This window comes from Sporosarcina sp. P7, from assembly GCF_002743425.1.
In the GTDB taxonomy this organism is placed as follows: domain Bacteria; phylum Bacillota; class Bacilli; order Bacillales_A; family Planococcaceae; genus Sporosarcina.
On record NZ_PDZF01000006.1, the window covers coordinates 1 to 23,667 of the forward strand.

Here is a 23,667-nt window from a genome sequence, read left to right on the forward strand (position 1 = left end):
CAGTCAGTAAAATGAAAATTCGATTAGCTCGAGTTTCATTTGCTGGCATCAATTAAGATACTCATTTTGTTTGTGTCACCGTTAGGTGCACAAACTGTATTTCGTTAACGTTTTGCTGTTCAGTTTTCAAGGTTCATGTCGCAGTCGCTTTCTTGACTGTTCTATTACTATATCAGACACAATTTAAACTGTCAACAACTATAAACAACCTTTTTCAATTTCTTTTTACTTTCTTTTAGATTCTATGCATTAACGCTTTCAAAATGAAGCTTAATAAATAGTGAAAACCGCTCCCCTATTGAATCAGGAAGCGGTTCGTTGTTATTTAATATAGATGAAATACAATATGAAGATTACAAATAACCCGTACATAATCGGATGAATTTCTTTTCTTCTACCGCTAACTAACATAGTAATAGGATAGAAAACGAAACCAATTGCGATACCTGTCGCTATACTGTACGTCAACGGCATAGCGATGATCGTAAAGAATGCTGGAACAGCGATTTCGAAACGTGTCCATTGTATGTTCCCTAAGGTCGACACCATCAATACCCCAACGATAATTAATGCCGGAGCTGTAACTGCCGGTGTGATGACTAATAGTAAAGGGGAGAAGAACAATGCTAGTAAGAACAACAAGGCGGTTACAATAGAAGCAAAGCCTGTTTTGGCACCCGCCGCAACACCTGCAGTAGATTCAATATAAGATGTGGTAGTGGATGTACCCATTACTGCTCCTGTTACTGTCGCCAAGGAATCCGCAAGCAACGCTTTACCTGCGCGTGGAAGGCGATCTTCCTTCATTAAACCCGCTTGAGTCGCAACTGCAACTAGTGTTCCGGCTGTATCGAAGAAATCTACGAATAGAAATGTGATAACGATGACGAGAAATTGTGTGGTCATCAATGAACCTGGATCGTTAATGATCGCATCAAAAGCTGCACCAAACGTAGGAGCGACTGACGGAATTTTATCTACTACCTTATGTGGTACGTCTATTAGACTGACTGCCATACCTAAGACTGTGGTCATGATCATCCCATAGAAAATAGCACCTTTGATTTTCCTAACCATCATAATAATAGTGACAACTAATCCAAAGATCGTTAGTAATGTAGGACCCGCTGTTAAATCACCTAAGCCTACTAACGTATTTGCATCCGCTACAATAATCTTGGCATTTTGCAGTCCTAAGAATGTAATGAACAAACCAATCCCTGCACCTACAGCAAATTTCAGCTGGGCTGGTATTGCATTGATGATGATTTCTCGTAATCCTGTCAATGAAAGAACTATAAAGATTAATCCAGAGAATAATACCCCAGTTAATCCTGTTTGCCATGGTATGCCGTAGGTTAGCACTACTGTGAAAGCGAAAAATGCATTTAATCCCATGCCTGGCGCTAGACCAATCGGATATCTAGCTATCAGACCCATAAATAATGTTCCAACAGCCGCCGCGAGCGCAGTAGCAACAAATACAGCGCCTTTATCCATACGCATAGAATCAGGCAAATCAGGTACAACGTCCAAAGATAACATAATGGGATTTACCGCTAAAATATATGCCATGGCTAAAAAAGTAGTTATTCCACCGATGATTTCGCGACGATAATTGGTTCCAAGCTTGTCGAACTCAAAGTATTTTTTCATTGTGACCTTCCTTACTCTCATTATGTAAAAAGAGGCACGCGAAAAAAATCGCATGCCTCTCTTCTAATTCAATAGAAAAAACATTTCTATTTTGAATCGTAGTCGAAACATTTACGGTGTTTCGGTAGAGACTTCTAGGCCTTATTCCCAGCGTTATACGATCATATTCTGTTGTTTATCTTATTCCCACTCAATTGTGCCAGGTGGTTTAGCTGTAATATCATATACAACACGATTGACCTGATCCACTTCAGTTGTAATTCGCGTACTGATTTTTTCTAGTACATCGAAAGGTATACGAGCCCAGTCTGCTGTCATGCCATCTACAGAATGAACCGCTCTGATACCGATCGCATAGTCGTAAGAACGTTGTTCATTACGCACACCTACACTACGGATATTCGGTAATACTGCGAAATATTGCCAGATGGAACGATCGAGTCCAGCTTTTGCAATTTCATCACGTAAAATAAAGTCAGCATCGCGAACGATTTCAAGCTTATCTTCTGTAATTTCACCAAGCACACGAACTCCAAGTCCTGGACCTGGGAATGGTTGACGGTTAACAATTTCTTCAGGCAATCCGAGTTCCGCCCCAACCGCACGTACTTCATCTTTAAATAATGCGCGTAATGGCTCGATTAACTCAAATTCCATATCTTCAGGCAAACCGCCCACATTATGGTGAGATTTGATCGTTGCAGAAGTTGCAGTTCCACTTTCGATGATGTCTGCATAAATCGTACCTTGTGCTAAGTATTTGATACCGTCTAGTTTAGCGGATTCTTCATCAAACACGTAAATAAATTCATTACCAATAATCTTACGTTTTTGCTCAGGGTCTGTAACGCCTTCTAGCTTGTTCAAAAAGCGTTCACGTGCATCTACTTTAATGAAGTGCATGCTGAACTGTTCGCTGAAAGTTTTAACTACACTTTCAACTTCGCCTTTACGTAGCAATCCGTGATCAACAAAAATACATGTTAACTGATCCCCTATTGCACGGTCGATCAGAGCGGCGACTACTGATGAATCAACTCCACCACTTAGCGCGCAAAGTACTTTACGATCCCCGACCACTGAACGAATTTTCTCTATTTCAATTTCAATGAAACGATCCATTGTCCAGTCGCCTGAAGCTTTACAAATTTCAAAAACAAAGTTACGCAAGAAGTCTTTCCCATTTTCCGAACGATAATCTTCCGGATGAAATTGAATCGCATAGATTTGTTCTTCATCGTTTGAAATCGCTGCAATATTACCACTAGAGTCTTTTGCTGATGCAGTAAACCCTTCAGGTAATTCTGCAATGTCAGCGCTGTGGCTTACCCAGACATTTTGTTTTTCAGTCTGACCAGCAAACAATGCAGACGCCGTATCCACGGTCAACGTCTCTTCTTTGCCTTCGTCACTTGTATTCTTTTCTACCTTACCGCCTAAATGATCGATAATTACTTGAGCTCCATAACTGATGCCCAATACAGGAATACCTAATTCGAATATTGACGGATCAATATCATACGCATTCTCGTCGCCAGCAGATGCTAGACCACCAGAAAGTACGATACCGACTGGATTCATTTTTTTAATTTCTTCAATTGTCGTTGTATGTGCGTGTAACTCACTATACACACCAAATTCGCGAATTGTACGCGTGAAGAGCTGATTATACTTACTGCCGTAATCGAGAACTACAATTTTTTCTTGTCCAGCTAACACAGGAGCATTTGACAACTAATCCACCTCTTCCAATTTTTTAATATCGTTTCATGCCTCAACTACAAAAGACGCGTTAGAAAGTCAACTTTCCACGCGTCTTTTCCATCAAAGAATCTAGGTACTGCTATTCAATGATAGCTGACGTTCGTTAGTGCAAGAAATGTCGAGGATATTCCAAGCATCATCCGATCTATATTTTACGCATATTTCGCTAAAAAATCAACAAATTGTGCTAATAATTAAATCTTCCCATACTTCATTCAACTTATCCCACTCTTGCGATTGCCAATCGTTACCGTATACCCCGATTTCATACGCACGGGTCAATACGGCCATTCGATCGCCGCCGTACCGCTCATCCACAAGTATTGCATAGTTGGATAGTGTCATTGCGGTATCCTTTGGCAAACCGGTACGCGTTAGTTGTTGTAATAACTGTGTAAATTGCTGTTCGAATTTCATGCGACCGTTCGGCAGTTTCTTCAATTGTTTTATACGCCATTTCGGTAACCAAGTACTTCTTTTACTATATATAACGACACTCGCTCCTATTATCAACGCGAATAGCGCTACATAAATCCACCATTGACTAAACAACCATGCAAGCTTTTGTTTGAATACGTCAAACGCTGTCGAACCTTTTGTTTTCTTTGGAAGCTCTTTCTGCTGCTCCACTTCTGGTTTCACCGTTTTATTAATTTCCTCTTCTTCAGGATTTTCATTTGGAATATCGAATTCGATCTCTGTATGTTGTGTAAAACCTAGCGTCGGCTCAAACGGCATCCATCCAATTTCAGGTATATATGCTTCTACCCAAGAATGAGCTTCATCATTCGTCACGCGATAGATACTTTCGCCTGAGGCTTTAAACGCCATTTCCCCGGGTGCAAAACCTTTCACCCAGCGTGTTGGTATATCTACAGACCTGAGCATGACCGCCATAGAAGTGGAGAAATTATCACAGTAACCCTTTTTGGTGTCGAATAGAAACTGATCCACATAGTCCTGTTCCTCATCAGGTATCGGAACATTTTGTGTCTCGTAAACAAAACCGTTCTTTTTGAAGTATTGCTCTACCGCTTTCACTTTGTCATAGACGGCCGTTTCATTCTCTGTAATCGATAACGCTAGCTCCCTCACGCGTTCCGGTAATTCGTCCGGAAGTTGCACATAGCTATTTAAATCTTCCGGAACGGTCTCATAGTTCACCATCTCTGCTTTCTGCAAATCTGACATGATGTATGTAGGTTCAACAAATTCTATTTCATACTGTTCAATCTTTTCCTGCAGACCCATTAGCAAGTATAGTCGGTTCGCTGCCATCTCATGCATAAGGTTCAAACCTTCAGGTGAGGAAATCTTCGTCGTGCCATAGGGAGTGGCAAGAAACGGCAATGGTTCAGCGAAATCCAATAAAGCACGCGACACTTCCCCACCTACAAGAGGTTCCCATAAATCTTCACCTGTATTCAGTAGCTCCTTCATTGATTCTTGATCCTGTATCCAGCCCTTCGAAGTGTAAGTGTCCTTCGTTTCGATTCGCCAATATTGACGTTGTTCCACGGAAGCTTCAAACACTAACTGATTGTCTTGGACGAAAGCTCCACCTAGTTGCGAATCATTAGGGTCATAACCCGCCCTAGCTTGACTTTTATCAGACCCCTCGTCTTCCACTCCGCTCAAAGACAATAAGAACGGTACGGGATCAGGCCATGCTGGAGGATATACGGGTGCATTTCTGGAAAGCAATCCGACAGATATAACAATCAGTACCACCGGCAATGAAAGCAAAAGTAATCTTTTAGGACGAAGTGACAATCCCTTTTCACCGGATAGTTTAATTAATGTGAGAGTACCTACGATTACTAAACCCACCATCATAATTCTCACAATAGACGTAGTAGCATCATATGGAGTGAACGTATCCAACAGCGCAACAAATACTATGGTAAAACCAAAGAACATCATCATACTACTTCGCACCTCAATCCAGTGGCGAAGCAAATAGGCAATCATCCAAACTAATGTAAACAACAATACCGTACGAAATAAATTCGATAATTCACCCAGATCACCTTTGAATAGCAACAAGACATTCTGTTGGACATCTTGCCAAATGTAGCCTGTCGTTTCTATTGAAATCCATAGTTGGTCAAAATACATATAATGAATAGCCCATACTACATAAAGTATTTGAATCGCTCCACTGATCCACAAGGGTAAACGAAGTAAAGCCAATGCAAAAAAGAGCACCAGATAGATGATAAATAAAGAAGGATGGCCGAAATCTGTCAGCTCCATAATGGGGATAAACCACTCCCACAGTAAAACGACACTAAGTGCATATAAAAACACTAGCACTTTCCAATTCAATATCGGTTTCTTCATGAAGACACCACCTTTTTCAACACCGATGAATGGTCAGATGGATACATCAGATTCACAGTAATACCGAGTAATTTCACTTGATCAATAATAGGCTCGAGGGATTTTACATGCGTATCGGCCGGCAACATTACAAAGCAAACTATTGTGGATGCATCACGAGTATACGTTAATACACGGTGGATGAAATCCATGCGAAGATTACCTGTAATAAGCAACAACGCATCCCGAGATGGCGCTTTCTCTATCGGCAACCTTACCTGTTGTAAATCTTTCGGCTGGATTTTAGCAAGGTGTACTAACGCTTGCCTAGTATGATCTGCGGAATGTATAGACGGAAATATTTTCGGTTGGTCACTTGCCGTGATCATGGTCAGCTTGGCATGATTCTGCCTAGCAGATACAATAATCGACGCAGCAAACTCCACTGCCTCTTCAAATGTTTCCGACATTCCACAATCCAGCAATACCGTATGTTGCTCCGATCGCTGTTCATCAAACTCCTTTGTCATAAGTTTCGAAGTGCGAGCAAATGACTTCCAATGAATCCAAGACATCCGGTCCCCCGGCGCATATTCCCTGATGCTAGATGGTGTGGTTGCATCTTTCGCCAGCATGTAAGCGGAGCGTTGCTGTCCTTCGCTCGTTCCATTGGATGCCGATTCATACACCATAGCTGTAACGCTAGGATAGACCAAAAAATGGTTATGAACGACAAATACTTTTCTTTTACGAATCCAATTAAAAAAGTCTACTACTTCTACTTCTACTGTCGGCAATGTGTATTCACCACGTTGAACATTCTGTAACAAATAGGTGTGCTCATATGTTCTTCGAAAACCTAGTAGTGTGATTTTCCGTTCAATCTTTTCGCGCTTGCCATGCACTCGTTTATCCAACAGAACTACGTACAACAAAGGGAAGGGAAGATTCCTTTTAAGAACCACACGAATAGACACCCGTCCATTTCTTGTTACATGTTGGTCTTCGATATATCGTTCCACGGTTAGATCTCGTAACGGATATAAGTAGAGCAGCACGGAATATATCACGAATGGAATCAATGTATAGAAGATGAACCAGCTAACGAAGCTCCCTTGAAATTTTGCAAAGACGTAGGCGGCTATACCAATAGATAAGACATTCACGAAACGTCCGAACGATCGCAATTCAATCATAAAGTAGCAGACCTGCGCATAACTGGAACCGGCAAATGTTTGAGGATATAGCTAACAATTTCCTCAGCATCGATTCCTTCGTATTTCGCTTCGGGATGTAGAATCATCCGATGCGGAAATGCAAACGACGCTAAGTATTGTACATCGTCAGGCAAAACAAATGTGCGCCCTTTTATGAATGCATATGCCTGACAAGCTTTCATTAATGCCATCGAACCGCGTGGACTTACGCCTAACGAAACGGATTCGTGCTGGCGAGTTGCATCTGCACAATCCACAATATACGAAACAATCGTATCGTCTACAGTCACTTCGCGTACATGCCGCTGTAGCTCCAGTAATTCCTCCACTGTTAGAATGGCATCAATTTGCTCAATTGGCGTTTGCTGTTCCGCTCTTTTCAATAATTCTATCTCTTGCTGTTTTGTCGGATAACCCATTTTCAACTTAAAGATAAACCGATCAAGCTGTGCTTCCGGTAAAGGATATGTCCCTTCATATTCAATAGGATTTTGTGTCGCCATTACGAAAAACGGTTTCGGTAATTGTATAGTCGTTCCATCTACCGTAATCGACGCCTCCTCCATACCTTCCAATAAAGCAGCCTGTGTTTTGGGTGATGTTCGGTTGATTTCATCAGCCAATACGATATTCCCAATCAAAGGGCCCGGACGAAATTCGAATTGCATCGTCTGTGGATTATAGATAGATACGCCTGAAACATCAGAAGGTAATAAATCTGGCGTGAATTGGATCCGTTTAAACTTTGCGCCAATTGAAGTGGCTAGTGCTCTGACTAACATCGTCTTGCCAACGCCTGGTACATCTTCTAGTAACACATGACCGCCAGCTAATAACGCTGTCATACTTAACTCCGCTATATCACGTTTTCCCACAATAACTTTTTCGATATTGTGTAATACTCGTTCGATCCATTGTGAATGCATAGTTGTTCTCTCCCGTCACGAACTGAATCCGTCTTGTTGTATGAAACTATCATACCTGAAACGAATAATGCCGACAAACAGAAAAACTGCCGACCCTTTATCTTCTAAGAGGTCGGCAGTTTTCATTTCCAAAATTCATCAAATACCGTGATAGGCAAATGCCGTTTATGGGCTGATTTCAAATAATGTCCTTCAATTTGCTTTCGTGCTTTGTTCGATACTTCTTTTCCTTCAAGATAGTCATCAATTTCATCATATGTTACACCTAATGCTACTTCATCCGGAATAGCGGGTTTATTGCCCTCTAAATCAGCTGTAGGGATTTTATTGTATAAGTGTGGTGGACAGTCTAGTGCTTCTAACAATTGTTTTCCTTGGCGTTTATTCAGACGGTAAATCGGCATAAGATCCGCTGCACCATCACCAAACTTTGTGTAGAAGCCAGTGATTGCTTCAGCTGCGTGATCTGAACCTAGAACGACCGAATGATGGACAGCCGCTACAGAATATTGCACTTTCATACGTTCGCGCGCCTTTTCATTTCCTTTATCAAAGTCAGAGATATAAAGACCCGCCTTGATCAGAGCCCGTTCACTGGCATCGACCGCTTCTTTAATATCTACTGAATAGACGACCGATGGACTAATAAAACGCAATGCATCCTGACAATCGTCTTCGTCAAACTGCACGCCATACGGTAAACGGAGTGCATAAAAGCGGTATTTTTCTTCAGCTAATTCTTCGTTAAGTTCATCAATCGCCATCTGCGCTAGTTTGCCAACTAATGTAGAGTCTTGACCACCAGAAATACCTAATGTGAATCCTTGTAAAAATGTGTTCTTTTTCAAATATGCTTTCATAAAATTAATGGAAGTCCGGATCTCTTGCTGCGGGTCGATTTCCGGCTTCGCACGTAATGCTTGGATAATTTCTTGCTGCAATGTCAACGCTCCCACTTCCTTTTCATCGTTTTGTATAGCTCTCGACCATTTCATGTACTTCTTCAATATTACGTCGCTTATTATCCCAACACTTTTGACTAAGGTCGACAGGATACTCTTCTGGATTCAAAGAACGTTTATATTCTTCCCATAGTAAGGAAAGATTTTGTTGTGCAAATTCACGAATTTTATAAACTGGTGGATTTTTATAAATGGTTATTCCATCGCGAATAACTTGCTCGTGTAAGTTTACCGCTTCAAAATTCGTCACAAACTTCGAAATAAATGTATGCACGGGGTGGAACATTTTGATACGTTCTTCTGTTGTCGGATCTTCGTCATGCATCGTAATGTAGTCACCTTCCGCTTTGCCATTTTCAAGGTCAATGATTCGATAGAGTTTTTTGCGGCCAGGTGTTGTCACTTTTTCTATGTTTGCCGAGATTTTAATCGTATCTTGCATTTCCCCGTCATCGCTTTCTATGGAGACAATTTTATAGACTGCCCCAAGCGCTGGTTGATCATATGCCGTAATCAGTTTGGTTCCAATGCCCCAAATGTCGACTTGGGCTCCTTGGGCTTTCAAGTTTAAAATCGTATACTCATCCAAATCATTAGATACTACGATTTTCGCCTCTGTGAAACCAGCTTCATCTAACATACGGCGAGCTTCTTTTGACAAGAAGGCAATATCTCCGCTGTCCAGTCGTACGCCGATGAAATTAATGCTGTCTCCAAGTTCTTTTGCCACTTTAATGGCTGTCGGAACGCCAATCTTTAACGTATTATACGTATCCACTAAGAATACGCAATCGCGATGACGTTGTGCGTATACTTTGAATGCCGTGTACTCATCTTTATAAGCTTGGACAAATGAATGTGCATGCGTTCCCGAAACAGCTAGTCCGAAACGTTTTCCTGCGCGTACGTTGCTCGTAGATTCCACGCCACCAATAACCGCTGCACGCGCGCCCCAAACTGCGGCATCCATTTCATGCGCACGTCGGCTCCCGAACTCCATCACCACATCATCTTTCACTACTTGCTTGATCCGGCTAGCTTTTGTGCTGATCAACGTTTGGTAGTTAATAATATTTAACAATGCTGTTTCGATCAATTGCGCTTCAATCAAATTCGCCTCAATCCGGATGATGGGTTCATTCGCAAAAACGAGTTCTCCTTCTCTCATGGAGTACACGTCCCCGGTAAAACGGACGCCTTTCAAATAATTGAGGAAGTCATCAGCAAATCCAAGCTCTTCTCGTAAATAAGCTAAATCGCTTTCAGTGAATGAAAACTCTTCAAGATACTTCAGTACATGTTCAAGACCTGCAAATATCGCATACCCGTTACCGAATGGAATTTTTCTGAAATATACTTCGAATACTGCTTTCCGTTCATGAATGCCGTCCGCCCAATACGATTCGGCCATATTGATTTGATATAGGTCTGTGTGTAACGCTAAACTGTCGTCTTTGTATGATGAAGTCATAGTCGTCTCCTTCTCCCGCTGCAATAATATTGTCATTATACACTATTTTCCCTATTTCTCAGCAAAGTAATCATTAACTGGTGAATTGACTTCAGAAATATAAGTTTTTAAAATTAGCAAAGAAAAGACAGAAGTCAGACCCCCTTAAATTCGGAGTTTACCTTCTGTCCCACGTAATTATTTCTAGTGATATTTAGTTCTGTTTTAGCTTCCCAATTTCTCATTGAAAGGAGTCGTCACTTCATTTTTCAGCAATCCTCTATAACCATATATGTTGCTTTGACAGGACCATGTACACCGATGACGAGATTCATTTCAATGTCCGCGGAGTTGCTTGGACCTGTGATGAAGTTAATACAGGATGGGACTTGCTCGCCATTGTTTAGTTTTTCTCGAATCATATCTGATGCCTGGGTAATTCTTGGGACTAGCGTGCTTTTAGGGATTAAGGCAATATAGTGCGTTGGAAGCAAGCTGACTGAACGACCTTTGTCCGCACTACTGAATAGTACAACGGTGCCGGATTCTGCAAGGGTCATGTCGCTGAATGTGATGCCGATATTTGCTTGTTCAGCCAATTCGATGTTCTTTTCTCCAAGTGAAGGATCCCAGCTATTGACTTCAATCTGTTCTGAAGGCCACTTTGTTTCTAACAAGTCCGATAATCCATATTCCCCAAAACGTCCGTCTTTCCATAGAGATAGTGGTCCGCCACCATAAGCTTTTACCACTTCGTCTAGCGCAACTGGCATTGATTCTTTTGTCGTTTCGACGATATCTGTATGAATTTGCTCACATTGCACACGTAATACTCCGAGCAACTCATCTAGTGAAGCGTCTGCTAACACTGTACGCTGTGGCTGATGTTTCCAGATCGGTTTTTCTACTTTCATTTTGGGTTCGCGCCCTAATTGTGTCGCGATCGTCGCTAGAAAAGCATCACGGTTTTGAATTGTTCCTCCCATGCTTATTTGCCCCCTTTCTGATCATAGAACCAGTCACGGAAACGCGTATTTCCGACAGCTGGGAACTCCCGTAAATCGGTCCAGTCCTTCAGCGGACCCGGACCTTTTGATATCCGGTCATTTTTCGTCAAAGGTTTCATCGCGGTAGATGCTACCTTTGAGCCCATAGAATACAACGGATTCGATGCAGCACCAATCCCGAATGCTTTCATTGCCAGTCTTTCGGAAATAGGTGATCGACCTTCTTCTTCCACAATGATGCGTCGATGTGTGTGAAGTAGTTCGTGAAGAGGGATTTTCACCGGACAAGCATCCGTGCACGCTCCGCATAGTGTGGAAGCAAAAGGCAGCTCTTTAAAATCGTCGTAACCGCCAAGCAACGGTGATAGCACAGCACCTATTGGACCCGAATAGATTGAGCCGTAGGAGTGCCCACCGATATGACGATAAACAGGACATACGTTGACGCAAGCAGCACATCGGATACATTGCAACACGGATTGAAATTCTGTCCCTAAAATTTCGGATCGCCCATTATCGACGATAACTAAATGGAATTCTTCTGGACCATCCACATCCCCTTCATCTCTAGGGCCAGTTAACGCTGTGACATAACTCGTCAACTTTTGTCCCACTGCACTTCGTGTCAATAAGCTGACCAATACTTCGAATTCTTCAAAAGAAGGTACTACTCGTTCCATGCCCATTACCGTGATTTGAGTTTTCGGCAATGCGGATACAAGTCGTGCATTCCCTTCATTCGTCACAAGACTAATGGAGCCGGTTTCAGCAATCGCAAAGTTGCAGCCTGTAATACCTATGTCTGCATCCAAGAATTCCTGGCGTAGCTTTTCGCGTGCATGCAAAGCCAGTTCTTCCGGTTTAGAAGTCTTATGATAATCCAACTTTTTCTCAAAAACTTCGCGTATCTGTTCCCTATTTTTATGAAGGGCAGGTGCTACGATATGAGACGGCGGATCATGATCATCCACTTGAAGGATATACTCTCCTAGGTCTGTCTCTATGACTTCACATCCGGCTTCTTCCAGTACAGCATTCAGATTAATTTCTTCCGTTACCATCGATTTAGACTTCACAACTTTTTTACCATCTTTTTTCTTAATGACATCCCGGACATAATCACTCGCTTCTTCAGCAGTCTTCGCAAAAAATACGTGACCGCCACGTTCTGCTACATTTTCACTTAGCTGATGTAAATAGAAGTCCAGGTTTTCAAGGACATGCTGACGAATTTCTTCTCCGTGTGAACGCCATTCTTCCCAACTACCCAGCTCCTCTGCAGCGTCTAGTCGTCTACCATGCAAACGCTCCTGAGCACTGGCCACTGCTTGTCTCATAAAATCGTCTGAAATATTTTCCTTTGTTCGATCGGTAAAGTTTTTCTTGCTGAATTTCATAGCCATTACTATCACCTCACTTTTATTTACTCATTACTATTTAACACTTGCGCGATGTGCATGACACGGATTGGTTTACCCACTCGTTCTGCACGTCCTCCAATATTCATCAGACAACCACAGTCCGCCCCGATTAAATAATCTGCTTCAGTCACTATGGCACTATTGACCTTCTCATCTACCATCTGTTCAGAGATATCCCCCATCTTTACGGAGAATGTACCGCCAAAGCCGCAGCAATTATGAGCATTGGGTAAAGGGATCATTTCGAGTCCTTCCACTTGATTCAATAACTTTTTCGGTTCTTCGCTAGCGCCTAGTAATCTCGTCATATGACAAGACGGATGATACGTCGCTTTTCCTGTCAATTTCGCTCCTACATTTTCTACTTGCAGCACATTCACGAGAAATTGTGTGAACTCATACGTTTTATCAGCCAACTCTTGAGCCCTCGGTAACCAATTCAGATCATCTTTGAATACGTCAGGATATAGTTTAAACATCGTGGCACAAGATCCGGATGGAGTAACTACATACTCTGCATTTTCAAATGTCTTAATCATATTTTTCATCGCTGATTTTGAATTTTCTACATAGCCACTGTTATAAGCAGGTTGTCCGCAACATACTTGTCCTTTTGGAAACGACAATTCACAGCCTTGTCTTTCGAGCACTTCTACCATATCTTTACCAGCGTCTGCATAGAACATGTCCACTAGGCATGTGATAAACAAGCTAACTTTCATAGTCATTCACCTCTTCAAGATAGATTTCATAAGGTCAACAGGTCATCAGATGACTTTAAGTTATTTCCTAGCATACTATAAAGCTTATTGATTTAACAGATATTTATGACAAATAATTTAAAAATCACCCGTAACAAGACGGGTGATTTCATATTTTGATTGACTTCAAATAATTAGACAATACATTTTCTACGTTGACCAAATGTCCTTGCATATGAATTGCTGCGAGATCCGGCTGCTGTTTTTTAATCGCTAGAAAAATCGCTTCATGCTCTTCATATAATCGATCAACAGTCGCTGTTTCCGTATACAAGCAGATTCTCCGAGTTTCCCTCATGGATTCTCCTATGAGGCTTGCCACGTGGTTCATTAGTGTAACGAGCAACGTGTTGCCCGTAGCTTCTGCAATCGCAAAGTGGAAGTCAAGATCCGCTTTTTCTCCAAGAAGAATATCACCTGCATGTTCTTTCATACTGCGCAAAGCCTTTTCCATTTTCGCCAAGTCTTCATCTGATCGATTTAGCGCCGCGTTGGTAACTGCTCCTACCTCTAGTATCTTCCGCACGCCTAGTAAATGATCGACGTCTTGCTGATTCATCAAAATAGCGCTTTGCAATGGAAATGCCAAGTCTTCAGATGAAAATTCATTGACGTACGTCCCTTCACCTTGCCGCATTTCAATGAGCCCCAATGCACGCAATGATGTCAATGCTTCCCGAATGGCTGATCTTCCGACACTGAAGCTTTCTGCCAATTGCTGGACGGAATCCAGTTTATCTCCCGGCTTAAGCTCGCCGCTCCGAATCATTTCCAGTAAAGCATCTGCTACTTCCTCATATATTTTCTTAGGCTTGATTTGCTTATAGTTCATGATCTTTCACTCCTGTCTGCTGTATTCATTATAATCCAAAAATACACCCTGTGCTAAATTCGAATAAGTTATTCACTATCAGAAAACACAAAATTCTTCTTGTCTTTTAATTTGCCAGTCTATATAATCAGAAAAAGAACTCATTAGGTCATCAGATGACCTAATGAGTAGTAGTTAAATGAAAACGTTTCCAAAAAAATGACACTGGAGGTTATTTATTTGAATTTACTTGTACTGTCTCTTATTGCTTTACTGCCCATTATTACTATTTTCGTATTTTTGGTCTTATTGAATTGGCCCGCAAGTAGGGCTATGCCTATTGCACTCGTCGTTACTGCTTTGATAGCTATATTCATTTGGGGAACGAAGACAAATATCGTGGCAGGTGCTGCGTTCAATGGATTAATTACCGCTTTAGAGGTTATATTCATTGTCTTTGGCGCCGTACTCTTGCTCAATACAATAAAAGAAAGCGGAGCAATCCACACAATTCGTAGCGGTTTCACTTCCATTTCACCAGACCGTCGTATCCAAGCGATTATTATCGCCTTTTTATTTGGTTCCTTCATCGAAGGTGCATCAGGATTTGGGACACCAGCTGCAGTTGCGGCACCCCTGTTAGTCGCAGTCGGTTTTCCTGCACTTGCTGCTGTTATGGTGTCATTAGTAATTCAAAGTACAGCCGTATCGTTTGGAGCGATCGGAACCCCTATTCAGATTGGTGTCAGTACAGGCCTTTCTGATCAGCCCGCTGTGATGGCAGCACTTGAAAAAGTAGGCATGAGTTTTCCCGAGTTTCTACTGCAAATTACTACGAATACTGTACTAATTCACGGCGTAATTGGTTCTTTGATTCCGTTATTTCTGGCTGCCCTGCTGACACGCTTCTTCAGCCCTGCCAAGTCCTTCCGTGAAGGATTGAAAGTGTGGAAGTTTGCGTTGTTTGCAGGTCTAGCATTCACTATTCCTTACTTCATTATCGGAATTACATTAGGTCCAGAATTCCCTTCCTTGCTGGGTGCACTCATTTCATTAATCATTGTGATCCCCGCTGCTAGAAAAGGTTTATTCATGCCGAAAGTAGAAGATACTTTCGATTTCCCACCGCGCACACAGTGGGAGGAAGATTGGTTCGGCAAGCTGAATCACGAAGTGCCCAAACCGCTGGATGAAAGCCGTAGAATTTCGATGTTGAAGGCATGGATGCCATATTTAGTGCTAGCAAGTTTGCTTGTACTTTCAAGAACGCTTGAACCCTTCACTGCTTTACTTAAACATTCCGCTGTCACACTCAAATTTGAGAATATATTCGGTTCGGCTATCACAACGGCAACTACACCATTATTCCTGCCCGGTTTCTTCTTTATTGTTGCTTCATTGTTCGGTTATTTATTGTATCGTATGAAACCTTCTGAGTACGTACTTGCTTGGAAGAATTCATTCCACACAGCTGTTACTGCAGGAGTTGCATTAATATTTGCTGTACCAATGATTAAAATATTTTTGAATACTTCATTGGCAGCCGGAAAAGTGGCTGCAGATAGCGCATCTTTGGTCGGTGAAAACATGCCGCTAATTTTAGCTGAAAGCGTTTCCGTCGTAAGCGGAGAGTTTTGGCCAATTGTTGCACCAATTGTCGGTGCGCTCGGCGCATTCATTGCCGGCAGTAACACCTTTAGCAACATGATGTTTTCACTGTTCCAATTTGGCGCAGCAGGCAATATCGGTCTTGATACTGCTCAAGCAGGCATTGTTGTAGCGATGCAGGCAGTCGGCGGCGCTGCCGGAAACATGATTTGTGTGCATAACGTCGTGGCTGCTTCGGCTACAGTTGGTCTGATAGGCAAGGAAGGGCTACTCATACGACGCGTCCTCTTCCCTCTAAGTTATTATCTGCTGACTGCAGGTTTCTTGGGAATGGCAATTATTCATGGAATTTTCAATATCTGGCTACTCATTGCAATCATCATTGTTGTTGGTTTTATAATGAAGATGTCCACAGATAAACGTAAGTTGTCTGCAAATATCTTGCGACAGCCATCATAAATAGCAACAATAAAAAAGAGCCTTATGGCTCTTTTTTCATACTGTTATTCATTTATCTTCGTGTGAGTACTTTCAAGCAAAATCAGCTTCGCTTTTTGGTTTCTCCCGTCACGATAGCCTGACAAACTGCCATCTTTCGCAATAACACGGTGACAAGGCACCACAACCATCACAGGATTCTTACCTATTGCAGATGCTACAGCACGAACAGATGACAATTTCCCAATCTGTACCGCAACTTCTGAATATGTCATAGTTTCACCATACGGTATTCGTTGTAGTGCTTCCCATACTTGCAGTTGAAACGATGTTCCTTTTAAATCAAGTGGAATCGCTGAAAAATCTTTCGTTGTACCCGATAAGTACTCCTTCATCTTGCTTATATAGACTCCGAGCTCTGTTTCATCTTCTATTAAGTCAACTGTATCAAACCGGTACGACCAGTCCTTCATACGTTCTACACTATCTTCAGCTAGTCCGGCATAGCACAGTCCCTGTTTTGTAGCGGCTATTGTTACAGTCCATTCATTAAAATCAAAATTTGTCCAATAAATCAGTTACGCCACTCCCCTTTCATCCGAACAACTTCAAGCCTACAGCACCGAAAATGATGAGCGATAAAAAGAAGAGACGTTTGATGCTAGCAGATTCTTTGAATATCAAAATCCCCATTAATACGGCTCCTGCCGCTCCTAACCCTGTCCATACCGCATACGCTGTACTCATCTGTATTTCGCGCATAGCAAGAGACAGGAAAACAAAACCAAAACCAAAAATCCCCACAATGAGTAACAGTCTTTTAATTGAACGCTTCTGTAAATAATAATTAATACTCACCACACCGAAAATCTCACCGAGACTGGCAATCATTAAGTATACCCAAGCCACTGTCAGCCACCTCCTTCTGCATCGGCTTTTTCATCTGTTGTCAGCTTAATGCCGACTACCCCAATGACGATGAATCCGATGAAGGTCAGCGTAACCCACGTAAAACCTGCTTGAAAGAAGAATATATCCACTAAAAGGATTGCAGCGGCACCAGATCCGGTAAAAACAGCGTATACCGTGCCGGAAGGTAATCTTTCACATGCTTTTATAATGAAATAAAAACTCAATACAATCGCCATAACCGTTCCGGTCCATTGCATTACAGTTTCAGAATAACGAAGACCGACTACCCAGAAGATCTCTATAACAGCCGCCAATGCGACATAGCCCCAAGCCAAAATGAAAATCTCCTTTCCATTATGAATAGTATCTATCAGTATAACAAATCTTTTACTGAAACAAAAAAATCAATAACTGATGTTAAAAGGAAACTTGCATCTAGTATATCTGCATGATAGAATAAATTCGTCAACAGTTTTTCCTATATTATGAATATTCTTATCGAGAGAGACGGAGGGATAGGCCCAGCGATGTCTCAGCAACCAGCCACAGGCACGGTGCTAATTCCAAGGGTGACAACCACCTTGAAGATGAGAATACTGTATACACTTGTATGTTCGAGGGCCTATTCGAAAAGAAGAGGTTCTTTTTTATTTTGCCGGGGGGGATGAATATTCATGACAAACAACGGATTAGAAACTAGATTAGTACAACTTGGAAACCACAGTGATGAGAAAACCGGAGCAGTCAATACACCGATATACTTGTCTACAGCGTACCACCATGAAGGTCTAGGCAAGTCCACGGGATATGATTACACACGAACAAAAAACCCTACGCGTTCTATCCTAGAGGATGGAATTGCAAACCTAGAATCAGGTGACCAAGGATTTGCATGTAGTTCTGGAATGGCAGCCATTCAACTTATTTTATCTTTATTTAAAACAGGTTCGGAACTATTGGCGCCTGAAGACTTATATGGCGGTACCTATCGCCTGTTTAATCAATATGAAGAGACGTATAATATTAAGACGCGTTACTTATCGTTCGATGATGTTTCAGAAGTCGAGCAAGCGATTACTGATCGTACAAAAGCGATCTTCTTGGAAACGCCTACAAATCCATTAATGCAAAACATAGCCATCAGTACGTATGCGGAATTGGCTAAAAAACATGATTTATTGCTAATTGTCGACAATACGTTTTTAACACCTTATTTCCAGCGGCCAATTGAGGAAGGCGCAGATATTGTCATTCATAGCGCAACGAAATATATCGGTGGACATAATGATGTGCTTGCAGGTCTAGTCGTGGCAAAAGGTGAGGATTTATGCGAACGTCTATTTACCAATCATAATGCGATTGGAGCTACATTGTCTCCTCTTGATTCATGGCTTGTCGTACGCGGTCTAAAAACTTTGCATTTACGCATGAAACAGCATGATGCAAATGCGAAAATGATGGTCTCTTATTTAGAACAAGAACCTCTTATTGCCGACGTGCTCTACGCTGGAATCGGTGGTATGTTATCATTCCGAGTACAAAATAGTGAGTGGGTCGGGCCATTCCTTGAAAATATGAACTTAATTTCATTCGCCGAGAGTTTGGGCGGTGTGGAAAGCTTCATTACGTATCCGACTACACAGACGCATATGGATATCCCATTAGAAGAACGTAATCGTCGTGGAGTAGACGATCGTTTGCTCCGTTTCTCAGTGGGAGTAGAAGATGTAGAAGATTTGATTGCGGATGTAAAACAAGCCCTTTATGCTGCAAAAGAGATAGTAGAAGGAGTAAAAGTTCAATAATAGTAAACAATACAACTCGAACAGTCAATTTAACTATGACAGTTCGAGTTATTTTAATTCATTTATAGCAAGACACGACCGATTGAATCTATACAAAAAAGCATCCAATTATATTGGATGCTTTTCTTTATTAATGAGCTTGATGCCATTTTTTCTTTTCACTCGCATAGACGACCGCTGCCGGTGCTGCGATAAACGTAAGCGCCGCCATTCCGGCGAACATACCCGCCAGTTCTTTACTTCCAAAGGAAAATCCAGTTGCTGCACCTAATACAATTCCTGCTAATACCGCCAACGCAACAATCTTATACATGTTAGACCCCCGACCTTTCATTTGTAAGACGCGATCGTCTCTCTGATTTATTCGTTGCTTTTATCATACTCTCATTGAGAACCTTTTTCAAGTACAATTGAGAATCTTTTTCAATGTTTGTTAACATGTACTATTATCGTATGTTGTAAGCAGTAGTTTAATGTGCAAGAAACAAAAAAACGTCAAGGCTTTTACACCTTGACGTTCAAATTTTTTATTCTTCTAGTAGTTTTAATGATTCACGATTAAAGGCTGGAATATCATCAGGTGTACGGCTTGTTACAAGTTGATTCTGACAGACTACGACTTCTTTGTCAGCGTATTTTGCACCCGCATACTCCATGTCTACGCGAATGGACGTATATCCCGTTGCATCGCGTCCTTCAAGTGTTTTTGCTGTTATGAGCAATTGTGGACCATGACAAATTGCAAATACAGGTTTTTTTGCATCCATAAATTCTTTGACAAACTTTACGAAACGATCATCTGCACGTAAAATATCCGGTGAAAATCCACCTGGAATAAACAATGCGTCATAATCTGACGATTTGACGTCAGCAATTGCTCTATCAATTTTCACTTTAGTATTTTCTTTCATACCCGTTACTTCTGATCCTGCTTCCGCACCGATCACTTCTACTTTATGTCCAGCTTCTTTATAAGCAGCAGCTGGTTTCAAGTATTCCGAGTCCTCGAACATATCTCCAAGTACTGTTGCAATTTTAGCCATAATGCTTACCACTCCTTATATGATGTTCTATAAATACTATTCCACATTATAAAGAGACTAAACATTATCACCCGTGATCTAGTTCCCCTTCAGCCGCCAAGTGAGTTATCATATTACTAGTTAATAAATATCTTTGTAGCTGAGTAGAGTCCTCCCCTACTCGTATAATTATGTCTACATGGGGGCACATATATAGTACAGAGCTGTATGTAGGGATGACTTCTTAAAAACGAATGAACAGGTTTTTTAACCGTAAATACTAAATAAAGGGGATGAATGTTGTTGGGGGTACACCAATACTTTAAAAGCTTATCTGATTTAGAACAAATTATTCGTTGTCCTGGAAAGTTCAAATTTCAAGAGCATTCTGTCGCTAGCCATTCATTTAAAGTGACAAAAATTGCCCAGTTTCTTGGGACTGTCGAAGAGGAATCTGGACAGAATGTGGATTGGAAAAGCCTATATGAAAAAGCATTAAACCATGATTACGCAGAACTATTCACAGGGGATATTAAGACACCTGTAAAATACGCTTCGAAAGAATTGAAGAAGCTATTCGGTGAAGTGGAAGAGGAAATGACAAGAAAGTTTATTGAAAAAGAATTTCCTACTGAATTTCAAGCTATATATTTGGAACGATTGAAAGAAGGTAAGGATAAAACATTGGAGGGACGTATCTTATCCGTTGCTGATAAAATTGATTTGCTGTACGAATCATTTGGTGAGATCCAAAAGGATAATCCAGAGCCATTGTTTATAGAAATTTACGAAGAAGCATTAAGGACAATACTGATGTTTCAAGACATGAACTGTGTAGAATACTTTTTAAAACATATACTTACAGATATGCTCAGTGAACGATTTACTGAACATAATGAGTTAACTGACATTACAATGCGAATAATAGAGGAACAGGAAGAGTAAAAGATATTTACAACCGAAGAAGTTAGAATTAGAGCATTTAAACTGAGTACATCGCTTCTACATCAATCAATAAATTAAGCGTTTCAGTTCAGAAGAACTTAGTTTTTTTCTCCTCCTGGCCATGGGGAATGAAAATCTTATGTTCTGCCCTATTAGTCTGAATGAGCATTTCTATGACACTTTTAATCAAAAATGCTCATTCTTTGATCGGGGCCTCCAGATTGCCCCCGCTTATTGCGGATGATAATGCGTGACCTTAAAAGCGAGTGTTACCACATGTAAGACATACTTGAGATAGGCGTAATATATTTCGCACTCACTCCCTTTTTCAACACAACCAGCAAGAACTTTAGTGCCGCCACTTTTATAATAGCAACGCAAAGTCGTTTCTCTAAAAGAATATCCCTATAATAACTAATATGGCGATAATAATACCACCGACTTGCCCGATTACTGCAGATGAAATGATAGGTTTCTTTTGAAATATATCAATGAGCTCAATATCCTCACGAAGTTGTTTTACCTCTTTACGAAGTTCATCCACTTCCTGATTCAACGTACTGATTTCCTCTGTCTGTCTTGTAACTAGCTGTTGCTTTTCTGAGTTGTTTTCATGCTGTTCCATACATGATCACTCCTTGTCTTTTCATTTCTATACGTTGTATCATACGTTTTAGTTTCAAAAAACAGAAGAACTTTCCATTGCTTTTCCGCTATTTCGGGTGTAAGATAAATCTACAAGCTGTATTGTTCGTATGACATTAAGTTTTAACCTTTAAGCTGTAAAAGGGAGTTTATTACGAAACGGAAATGGCATGCTGGATTCCTTTTTAGCAATCCAGACGTACAGGAACGTTTTCCGCAAACACCCACTTTGAGGAGTGGTGGTTTAAAACTTTCTATGACTAAGTACGGCAAACACGGCTTACATAAACAAATGCAAACTCTTCTATCTTGGATGGAAGGGTTTTTTTTATGCAAAATGACTTGAAAAGCAAAGGCCAACTTTTTTCAACTACTATCTTCTTAAGAAAGTATTTCGCTATCAGACGACAATTTTCTTTTACATATGCGTTAACAAAATGATCACATGCCTTTACACATTTCTTTACTACATCTAGTGCATTGGCGTATTTTTAATATCAAGCTACTAGCACTGCTTCCTTATTCATTGAAAGCATTTTCCTTTCTACGTTATACTATAAACTAATTATAAAAAGAAAAAGATGAGGTGTTTAAATTGAAATTATTTAAATGGACAGGGCCACTGGAGGAATCAGGTAACTTACCAGAAGAAGCACGTGCTTCACTAATGAATAATGATGAAGAAGTGCTTGTACTGCAAGAACAGGAAACAACTCTAGACAATGCAATCGAATACGATGTTTTGGATCAAAGCGGAGATCTTCCATCTGGGCGTTTCGCTGTATTAAACAATATTCCAGTAACTGAAGAAGGAAGAGAGATTTTTGAACAACGCTTTAATAATCGCGCACGTCTAATAGAGGCAGAACCAGGATTCGTAGCGATACGCGTATTGCGACCCGTACACTCTGGCACATATGTGATTTTGACTATGTGGGAAGACGAAGAATCCTTCAAAAATTGGCAAGAATCACAGGCTTACGGAAAAGCGCATGCGAAACGCGGCACGGAAGATGGTGTCGATCAACGTCCTAATATCTTCTCGGGACCTTCATTTGTTACGACTTATAAAAAATAAGTATAAATAAGCGATATTTGCAAAGACTACTCTTGAAGTGAAAATAATGATGAGGAGAGTGTTTTTGTGGGTATTTTAGATGGTAATCCAAAAGATCAACCTATGCATTACGGTGAAATCACTGCTATCTGGGCGTTTATGGGTGCAAATAACGGTCTGATCAGTGGCTATGAGGCTTTCGTCAATCACGCAGAAGATGAGGATCTTATTCGTCTACTTGAAGAAGCAATTAAGATGATGAAGGCTGAAAATAAAGAGTTCGGTAAAGTACTGAAAGCAAATGGCATCACACCACCACCTGCACTTCCGGAAAGACCGAAAGCAAATGCTGAAGATATTCCTGCAGGCGCACGCTTTATGGACCCTGAAATCAGCGGCGCTATTTCTATTAATGTTGGACAAGGACTCGTTTCTTGTAGTATGGCTATGGGTCAATGTCTACGTGAAGACGTTGCAGCCATGTTTGCAAAGTGTCACATGGAGAAAGTTGCATTTGGTGCCAAGTTGCTGAGCTTGAATAAATCAAAAGGTTGGATTATCCCTCCGCCATTGCATTTAAACTGATTATCACATAACTTCACCGAGCGTGTATATGCTCGATGAAGTTTTTTCTTATTATGAATAGGTTCTGTGGTTGTGCTCATTCTAACTATGGGAGAAATCATATCATCATAAGGAAGGATGAGTATACACATGAAGAATCGTAAGCCTAAGAAGAAAACAACAAGAACAACCTGTATAGTATCAGCGACTCCAGCGGCTAGATAGTACGGAGTTTGGTGAGGAGTTTACCTTCGATCAGAAATGCAGGCAACCCGCTAACCTAGAAAACCAAGAGAGACGTAATCATAAAAGGTAAAAAGACCTTCATAAAACCTAGTAGAACAACGTCATCCCATACTGTAATGACGTTGTTC

General features: G+C 41.1%; 22 protein-coding genes, 1 other RNA gene and 2 riboswitches. Of the genes, 6 read left to right on the top strand and 17 right to left on the bottom strand.

What is annotated here, in order from left to right:
- Window positions 1-321: 321 nt before the first annotated feature.
- From CSV60_RS07350 to CSV60_RS07400, 11 genes are all read right to left on the bottom strand, one after another.
- Window positions 322-1,656 (bottom strand): NCS2 family permease, encoded by a 1,335-nt coding sequence (locus CSV60_RS07350; protein ID WP_099636497.1) that lies wholly within the window; start codon window positions 1,654-1,656, stop codon window positions 322-324.
- A gap of 79 nt (window positions 1,657-1,735) precedes the next feature.
- Window positions 1,736-1,837, bottom strand: a riboswitch (purine riboswitch).
- A complete protein-coding gene (gene guaA, locus CSV60_RS07355) occupies window positions 1,837-3,390 on the bottom strand; it encodes a glutamine-hydrolyzing GMP synthase (RefSeq protein WP_369823599.1) in 1,554 nt (517 codons plus the stop codon). Its footprint overlaps the riboswitch before it by 1 nt.
- Window positions 3,391-3,594: 204 nt before the next feature.
- Window positions 3,595-5,763, bottom strand: coding sequence for a transglutaminase-like domain-containing protein (locus CSV60_RS07360; RefSeq protein ID WP_099636498.1), 2,169 nt, complete (start codon window positions 5,761-5,763; stop codon window positions 3,595-3,597).
- A complete protein-coding gene (locus CSV60_RS07365; RefSeq protein ID WP_099636499.1) occupies window positions 5,760-6,938 on the bottom strand; it encodes a DUF58 domain-containing protein in 1,179 nt (392 codons plus the stop codon). Before CSV60_RS07365 ends, CSV60_RS07360 begins: the two co-directional genes overlap by 4 nt.
- Entirely contained in the window at window positions 6,935-7,885 is a 951-nt protein-coding gene (locus CSV60_RS07370; protein WP_099631927.1) for an AAA family ATPase, read from the bottom strand. Before CSV60_RS07370 ends, CSV60_RS07365 begins: the two co-directional genes overlap by 4 nt.
- A 122-nt stretch (window positions 7,886-8,007) precedes the next feature.
- Window positions 8,008-8,832: an ammonia-dependent NAD(+) synthetase gene (gene nadE / locus CSV60_RS07375; RefSeq protein ID WP_099636500.1), complete on the bottom strand. Its 825-nt coding sequence runs from the start codon at window positions 8,830-8,832 to the stop codon at window positions 8,008-8,010.
- Between the two features lie 16 nt (window positions 8,833-8,848).
- The gene (locus CSV60_RS07380) at window positions 8,849-10,318 is read right to left on the bottom strand and encodes a nicotinate phosphoribosyltransferase (RefSeq protein WP_099636501.1); all 1,470 of its coding nucleotides are present in this window, start codon (window positions 10,316-10,318) and stop codon (window positions 8,849-8,851) included.
- Between the two features lie 248 nt (window positions 10,319-10,566).
- Window positions 10,567-11,283 (bottom strand): LutC/YkgG family protein, encoded by a 717-nt coding sequence (locus CSV60_RS07385; protein ID WP_099636502.1) that lies wholly within the window; start codon window positions 11,281-11,283, stop codon window positions 10,567-10,569.
- Window positions 11,284-11,285: 2 nt separating this feature from the next.
- Window positions 11,286-12,707, bottom strand: a complete 1,422-nt coding sequence (locus tag CSV60_RS07390; protein ID WP_099636503.1) for a LutB/LldF family L-lactate oxidation iron-sulfur protein — start codon at window positions 12,705-12,707, stop codon at window positions 11,286-11,288.
- A gap of 20 nt (window positions 12,708-12,727) precedes the next feature.
- Window positions 12,728-13,447 carry a (Fe-S)-binding protein gene (locus tag CSV60_RS07395; RefSeq protein ID WP_099631922.1) on the bottom strand — a complete coding sequence of 240 codons (720 nt, stop codon included), beginning with the start codon at window positions 13,445-13,447 and terminating at the stop codon, window positions 12,728-12,730.
- Between the two features lie 148 nt (window positions 13,448-13,595).
- Window positions 13,596-14,318, bottom strand: coding sequence for a FadR/GntR family transcriptional regulator (locus tag CSV60_RS07400; protein WP_099636504.1), 723 nt, complete (start codon window positions 14,316-14,318; stop codon window positions 13,596-13,598).
- A gap of 219 nt (window positions 14,319-14,537) precedes the next feature.
- Here CSV60_RS07400 and CSV60_RS07405 point away from each other — a divergent pair, with 219 nt between their 5' ends.
- Window positions 14,538-16,364 carry an L-lactate permease gene (locus CSV60_RS07405; RefSeq protein WP_099636505.1) on the top strand — a complete coding sequence of 609 codons (1,827 nt, stop codon included), beginning with the start codon at window positions 14,538-14,540 and terminating at the stop codon, window positions 16,362-16,364.
- Window positions 16,365-16,408: 44 nt separating this feature from the next.
- Here the strand turns inward: CSV60_RS07405 and CSV60_RS07410 are convergent, their stop codons facing one another.
- The 3 genes from CSV60_RS07410 to CSV60_RS07420 are packed head-to-tail and all read right to left on the bottom strand — an operon-like array spanning window position 16,409 to window position 17,590.
- A complete protein-coding gene (locus CSV60_RS07410) occupies window positions 16,409-16,921 on the bottom strand; it encodes a methylated-DNA--[protein]-cysteine S-methyltransferase (protein ID WP_099631919.1) in 513 nt (170 codons plus the stop codon).
- Window positions 16,922-16,937: 16 nt separating this feature from the next.
- The gene (locus CSV60_RS07415) at window positions 16,938-17,252 is read right to left on the bottom strand and encodes a DMT family transporter (protein ID WP_143560712.1); all 315 of its coding nucleotides are present in this window, start codon (window positions 17,250-17,252) and stop codon (window positions 16,938-16,940) included.
- A 2-nt stretch (window positions 17,253-17,254) separates the two neighbouring features.
- The gene (locus CSV60_RS07420; protein WP_099636506.1) at window positions 17,255-17,590 is read right to left on the bottom strand and encodes a DMT family transporter; all 336 of its coding nucleotides are present in this window, start codon (window positions 17,588-17,590) and stop codon (window positions 17,255-17,257) included.
- A 157-nt stretch (window positions 17,591-17,747) separates the two neighbouring features.
- Window positions 17,748-17,849, top strand: a riboswitch (SAM riboswitch).
- An 80-nt stretch (window positions 17,850-17,929) separates the two neighbouring features.
- On the opposite strand from CSV60_RS07420, the gene CSV60_RS07425 reads away from it, so the two are divergent.
- Entirely contained in the window at window positions 17,930-19,060 is a 1,131-nt protein-coding gene (locus CSV60_RS07425) for a methionine biosynthesis PLP-dependent protein (RefSeq protein WP_099631916.1), read from the top strand.
- 130 nt (window positions 19,061-19,190) lie between these two features.
- Here the strand turns inward: CSV60_RS07425 and CSV60_RS07430 are convergent, their stop codons facing one another.
- Together CSV60_RS07430 and CSV60_RS07435 are read right to left on the bottom strand one after the other, a co-directional pair.
- Window positions 19,191-19,373 (bottom strand): hypothetical protein, encoded by a 183-nt coding sequence (locus CSV60_RS07430; RefSeq protein ID WP_099631915.1) that lies wholly within the window; start codon window positions 19,371-19,373, stop codon window positions 19,191-19,193.
- Window positions 19,374-19,587: 214 nt separating this feature from the next.
- Entirely contained in the window at window positions 19,588-20,103 is a 516-nt protein-coding gene (locus CSV60_RS07435) for a type 1 glutamine amidotransferase domain-containing protein (RefSeq protein WP_099636507.1), read from the bottom strand.
- Window positions 20,104-20,385: 282 nt separating this feature from the next.
- Between CSV60_RS07435 and CSV60_RS07440 the strand changes: the two genes are divergently transcribed.
- On the top strand, window positions 20,386-21,027 hold the full coding sequence (locus tag CSV60_RS07440) for an HD domain-containing protein (protein WP_099631913.1): 642 nt from the start codon (window positions 20,386-20,388) through the stop codon (window positions 21,025-21,027).
- 391 nt (window positions 21,028-21,418) lie between these two features.
- Here CSV60_RS07440 and CSV60_RS07445 read toward each other — a convergent pair whose 3' ends face one another.
- Entirely contained in the window at window positions 21,419-21,652 is a 234-nt protein-coding gene (locus tag CSV60_RS07445) for a hypothetical protein (RefSeq protein WP_099631912.1), read from the bottom strand.
- Window positions 21,653-21,763: 111 nt separating this feature from the next.
- On the opposite strand from CSV60_RS07445, the gene ssrS reads away from it, so the two are divergent.
- The 3 genes from ssrS to CSV60_RS07460 all read left to right on the top strand — a co-directional run bounded on the left by ssrS (window position 21,764) and on the right by CSV60_RS07460 (window position 23,314).
- Window positions 21,764-21,958, top strand: a non-coding RNA gene (gene ssrS, locus CSV60_RS07450) — 6S RNA.
- 309 nt (window positions 21,959-22,267) lie between these two features.
- Window positions 22,268-22,750: an antibiotic biosynthesis monooxygenase family protein gene (locus CSV60_RS07455; protein ID WP_304442418.1), complete on the top strand. Its 483-nt coding sequence runs from the start codon at window positions 22,268-22,270 to the stop codon at window positions 22,748-22,750.
- A gap of 66 nt (window positions 22,751-22,816) precedes the next feature.
- On the top strand, window positions 22,817-23,314 hold the full coding sequence (locus CSV60_RS07460) for a DUF3231 family protein (protein ID WP_099631911.1): 498 nt from the start codon (window positions 22,817-22,819) through the stop codon (window positions 23,312-23,314).
- Window positions 23,315-23,667 lie beyond the last annotated feature (353 nt).

What these genes read in the sequence shown, in the direction of transcription:
- CSV60_RS07430 (WP_099631915.1), bottom strand. Translation starts at nt 19,373, where the DNA reads ATGTATAAGATTGTTGCGTTGGCGGTATTAGCAGGAATTGTATTAGGT.
- CSV60_RS07400 (WP_099636504.1), bottom strand. Translation starts at nt 14,318, where the DNA reads ATGAACTATAAGCAAATCAAGCCTAAGAAAATATATGAGGAAGTAGCA.
- CSV60_RS07365 (WP_099636499.1), bottom strand. Translation starts at nt 6,938, where the DNA reads ATGATTGAATTGCGATCGTTCGGACGTTTCGTGAATGTCTTATCTATT.
- CSV60_RS07360 (WP_099636498.1), bottom strand. Translation starts at nt 5,763, where the DNA reads ATGAAGAAACCGATATTGAATTGGAAAGTGCTAGTGTTTTTATATGCA.
- CSV60_RS07425 (WP_099631916.1), top strand. Translation starts at nt 17,930, where the DNA reads ATGACAAACAACGGATTAGAAACTAGATTAGTACAACTTGGAAACCAC.
- CSV60_RS07395 (WP_099631922.1), bottom strand. Translation starts at nt 13,447, where the DNA reads ATGAAAGTTAGCTTGTTTATCACATGCCTAGTGGACATGTTCTATGCA.
- CSV60_RS07370 (WP_099631927.1), bottom strand. Translation starts at nt 7,885, where the DNA reads ATGCATTCACAATGGATCGAACGAGTATTACACAATATCGAAAAAGTT.
- CSV60_RS07385 (WP_099636502.1), bottom strand. Translation starts at nt 11,283, where the DNA reads ATGGGAGGAACAATTCAAAACCGTGATGCTTTTCTAGCGACGATCGCG.
- CSV60_RS07435 (WP_099636507.1), bottom strand. Translation starts at nt 20,103, where the DNA reads ATGGCTAAAATTGCAACAGTACTTGGAGATATGTTCGAGGACTCGGAA.
- CSV60_RS07350 (WP_099636497.1), bottom strand. Translation starts at nt 1,656, where the DNA reads ATGAAAAAATACTTTGAGTTCGACAAGCTTGGAACCAATTATCGTCGC.
- CSV60_RS07380 (WP_099636501.1), bottom strand. Translation starts at nt 10,318, where the DNA reads ATGACTTCATCATACAAAGACGACAGTTTAGCGTTACACACAGACCTA.
- CSV60_RS07390 (WP_099636503.1), bottom strand. Translation starts at nt 12,707, where the DNA reads ATGGCTATGAAATTCAGCAAGAAAAACTTTACCGATCGAACAAAGGAA.
- CSV60_RS07445 (WP_099631912.1), bottom strand. Translation starts at nt 21,652, where the DNA reads ATGGAACAGCATGAAAACAACTCAGAAAAGCAACAGCTAGTTACAAGA.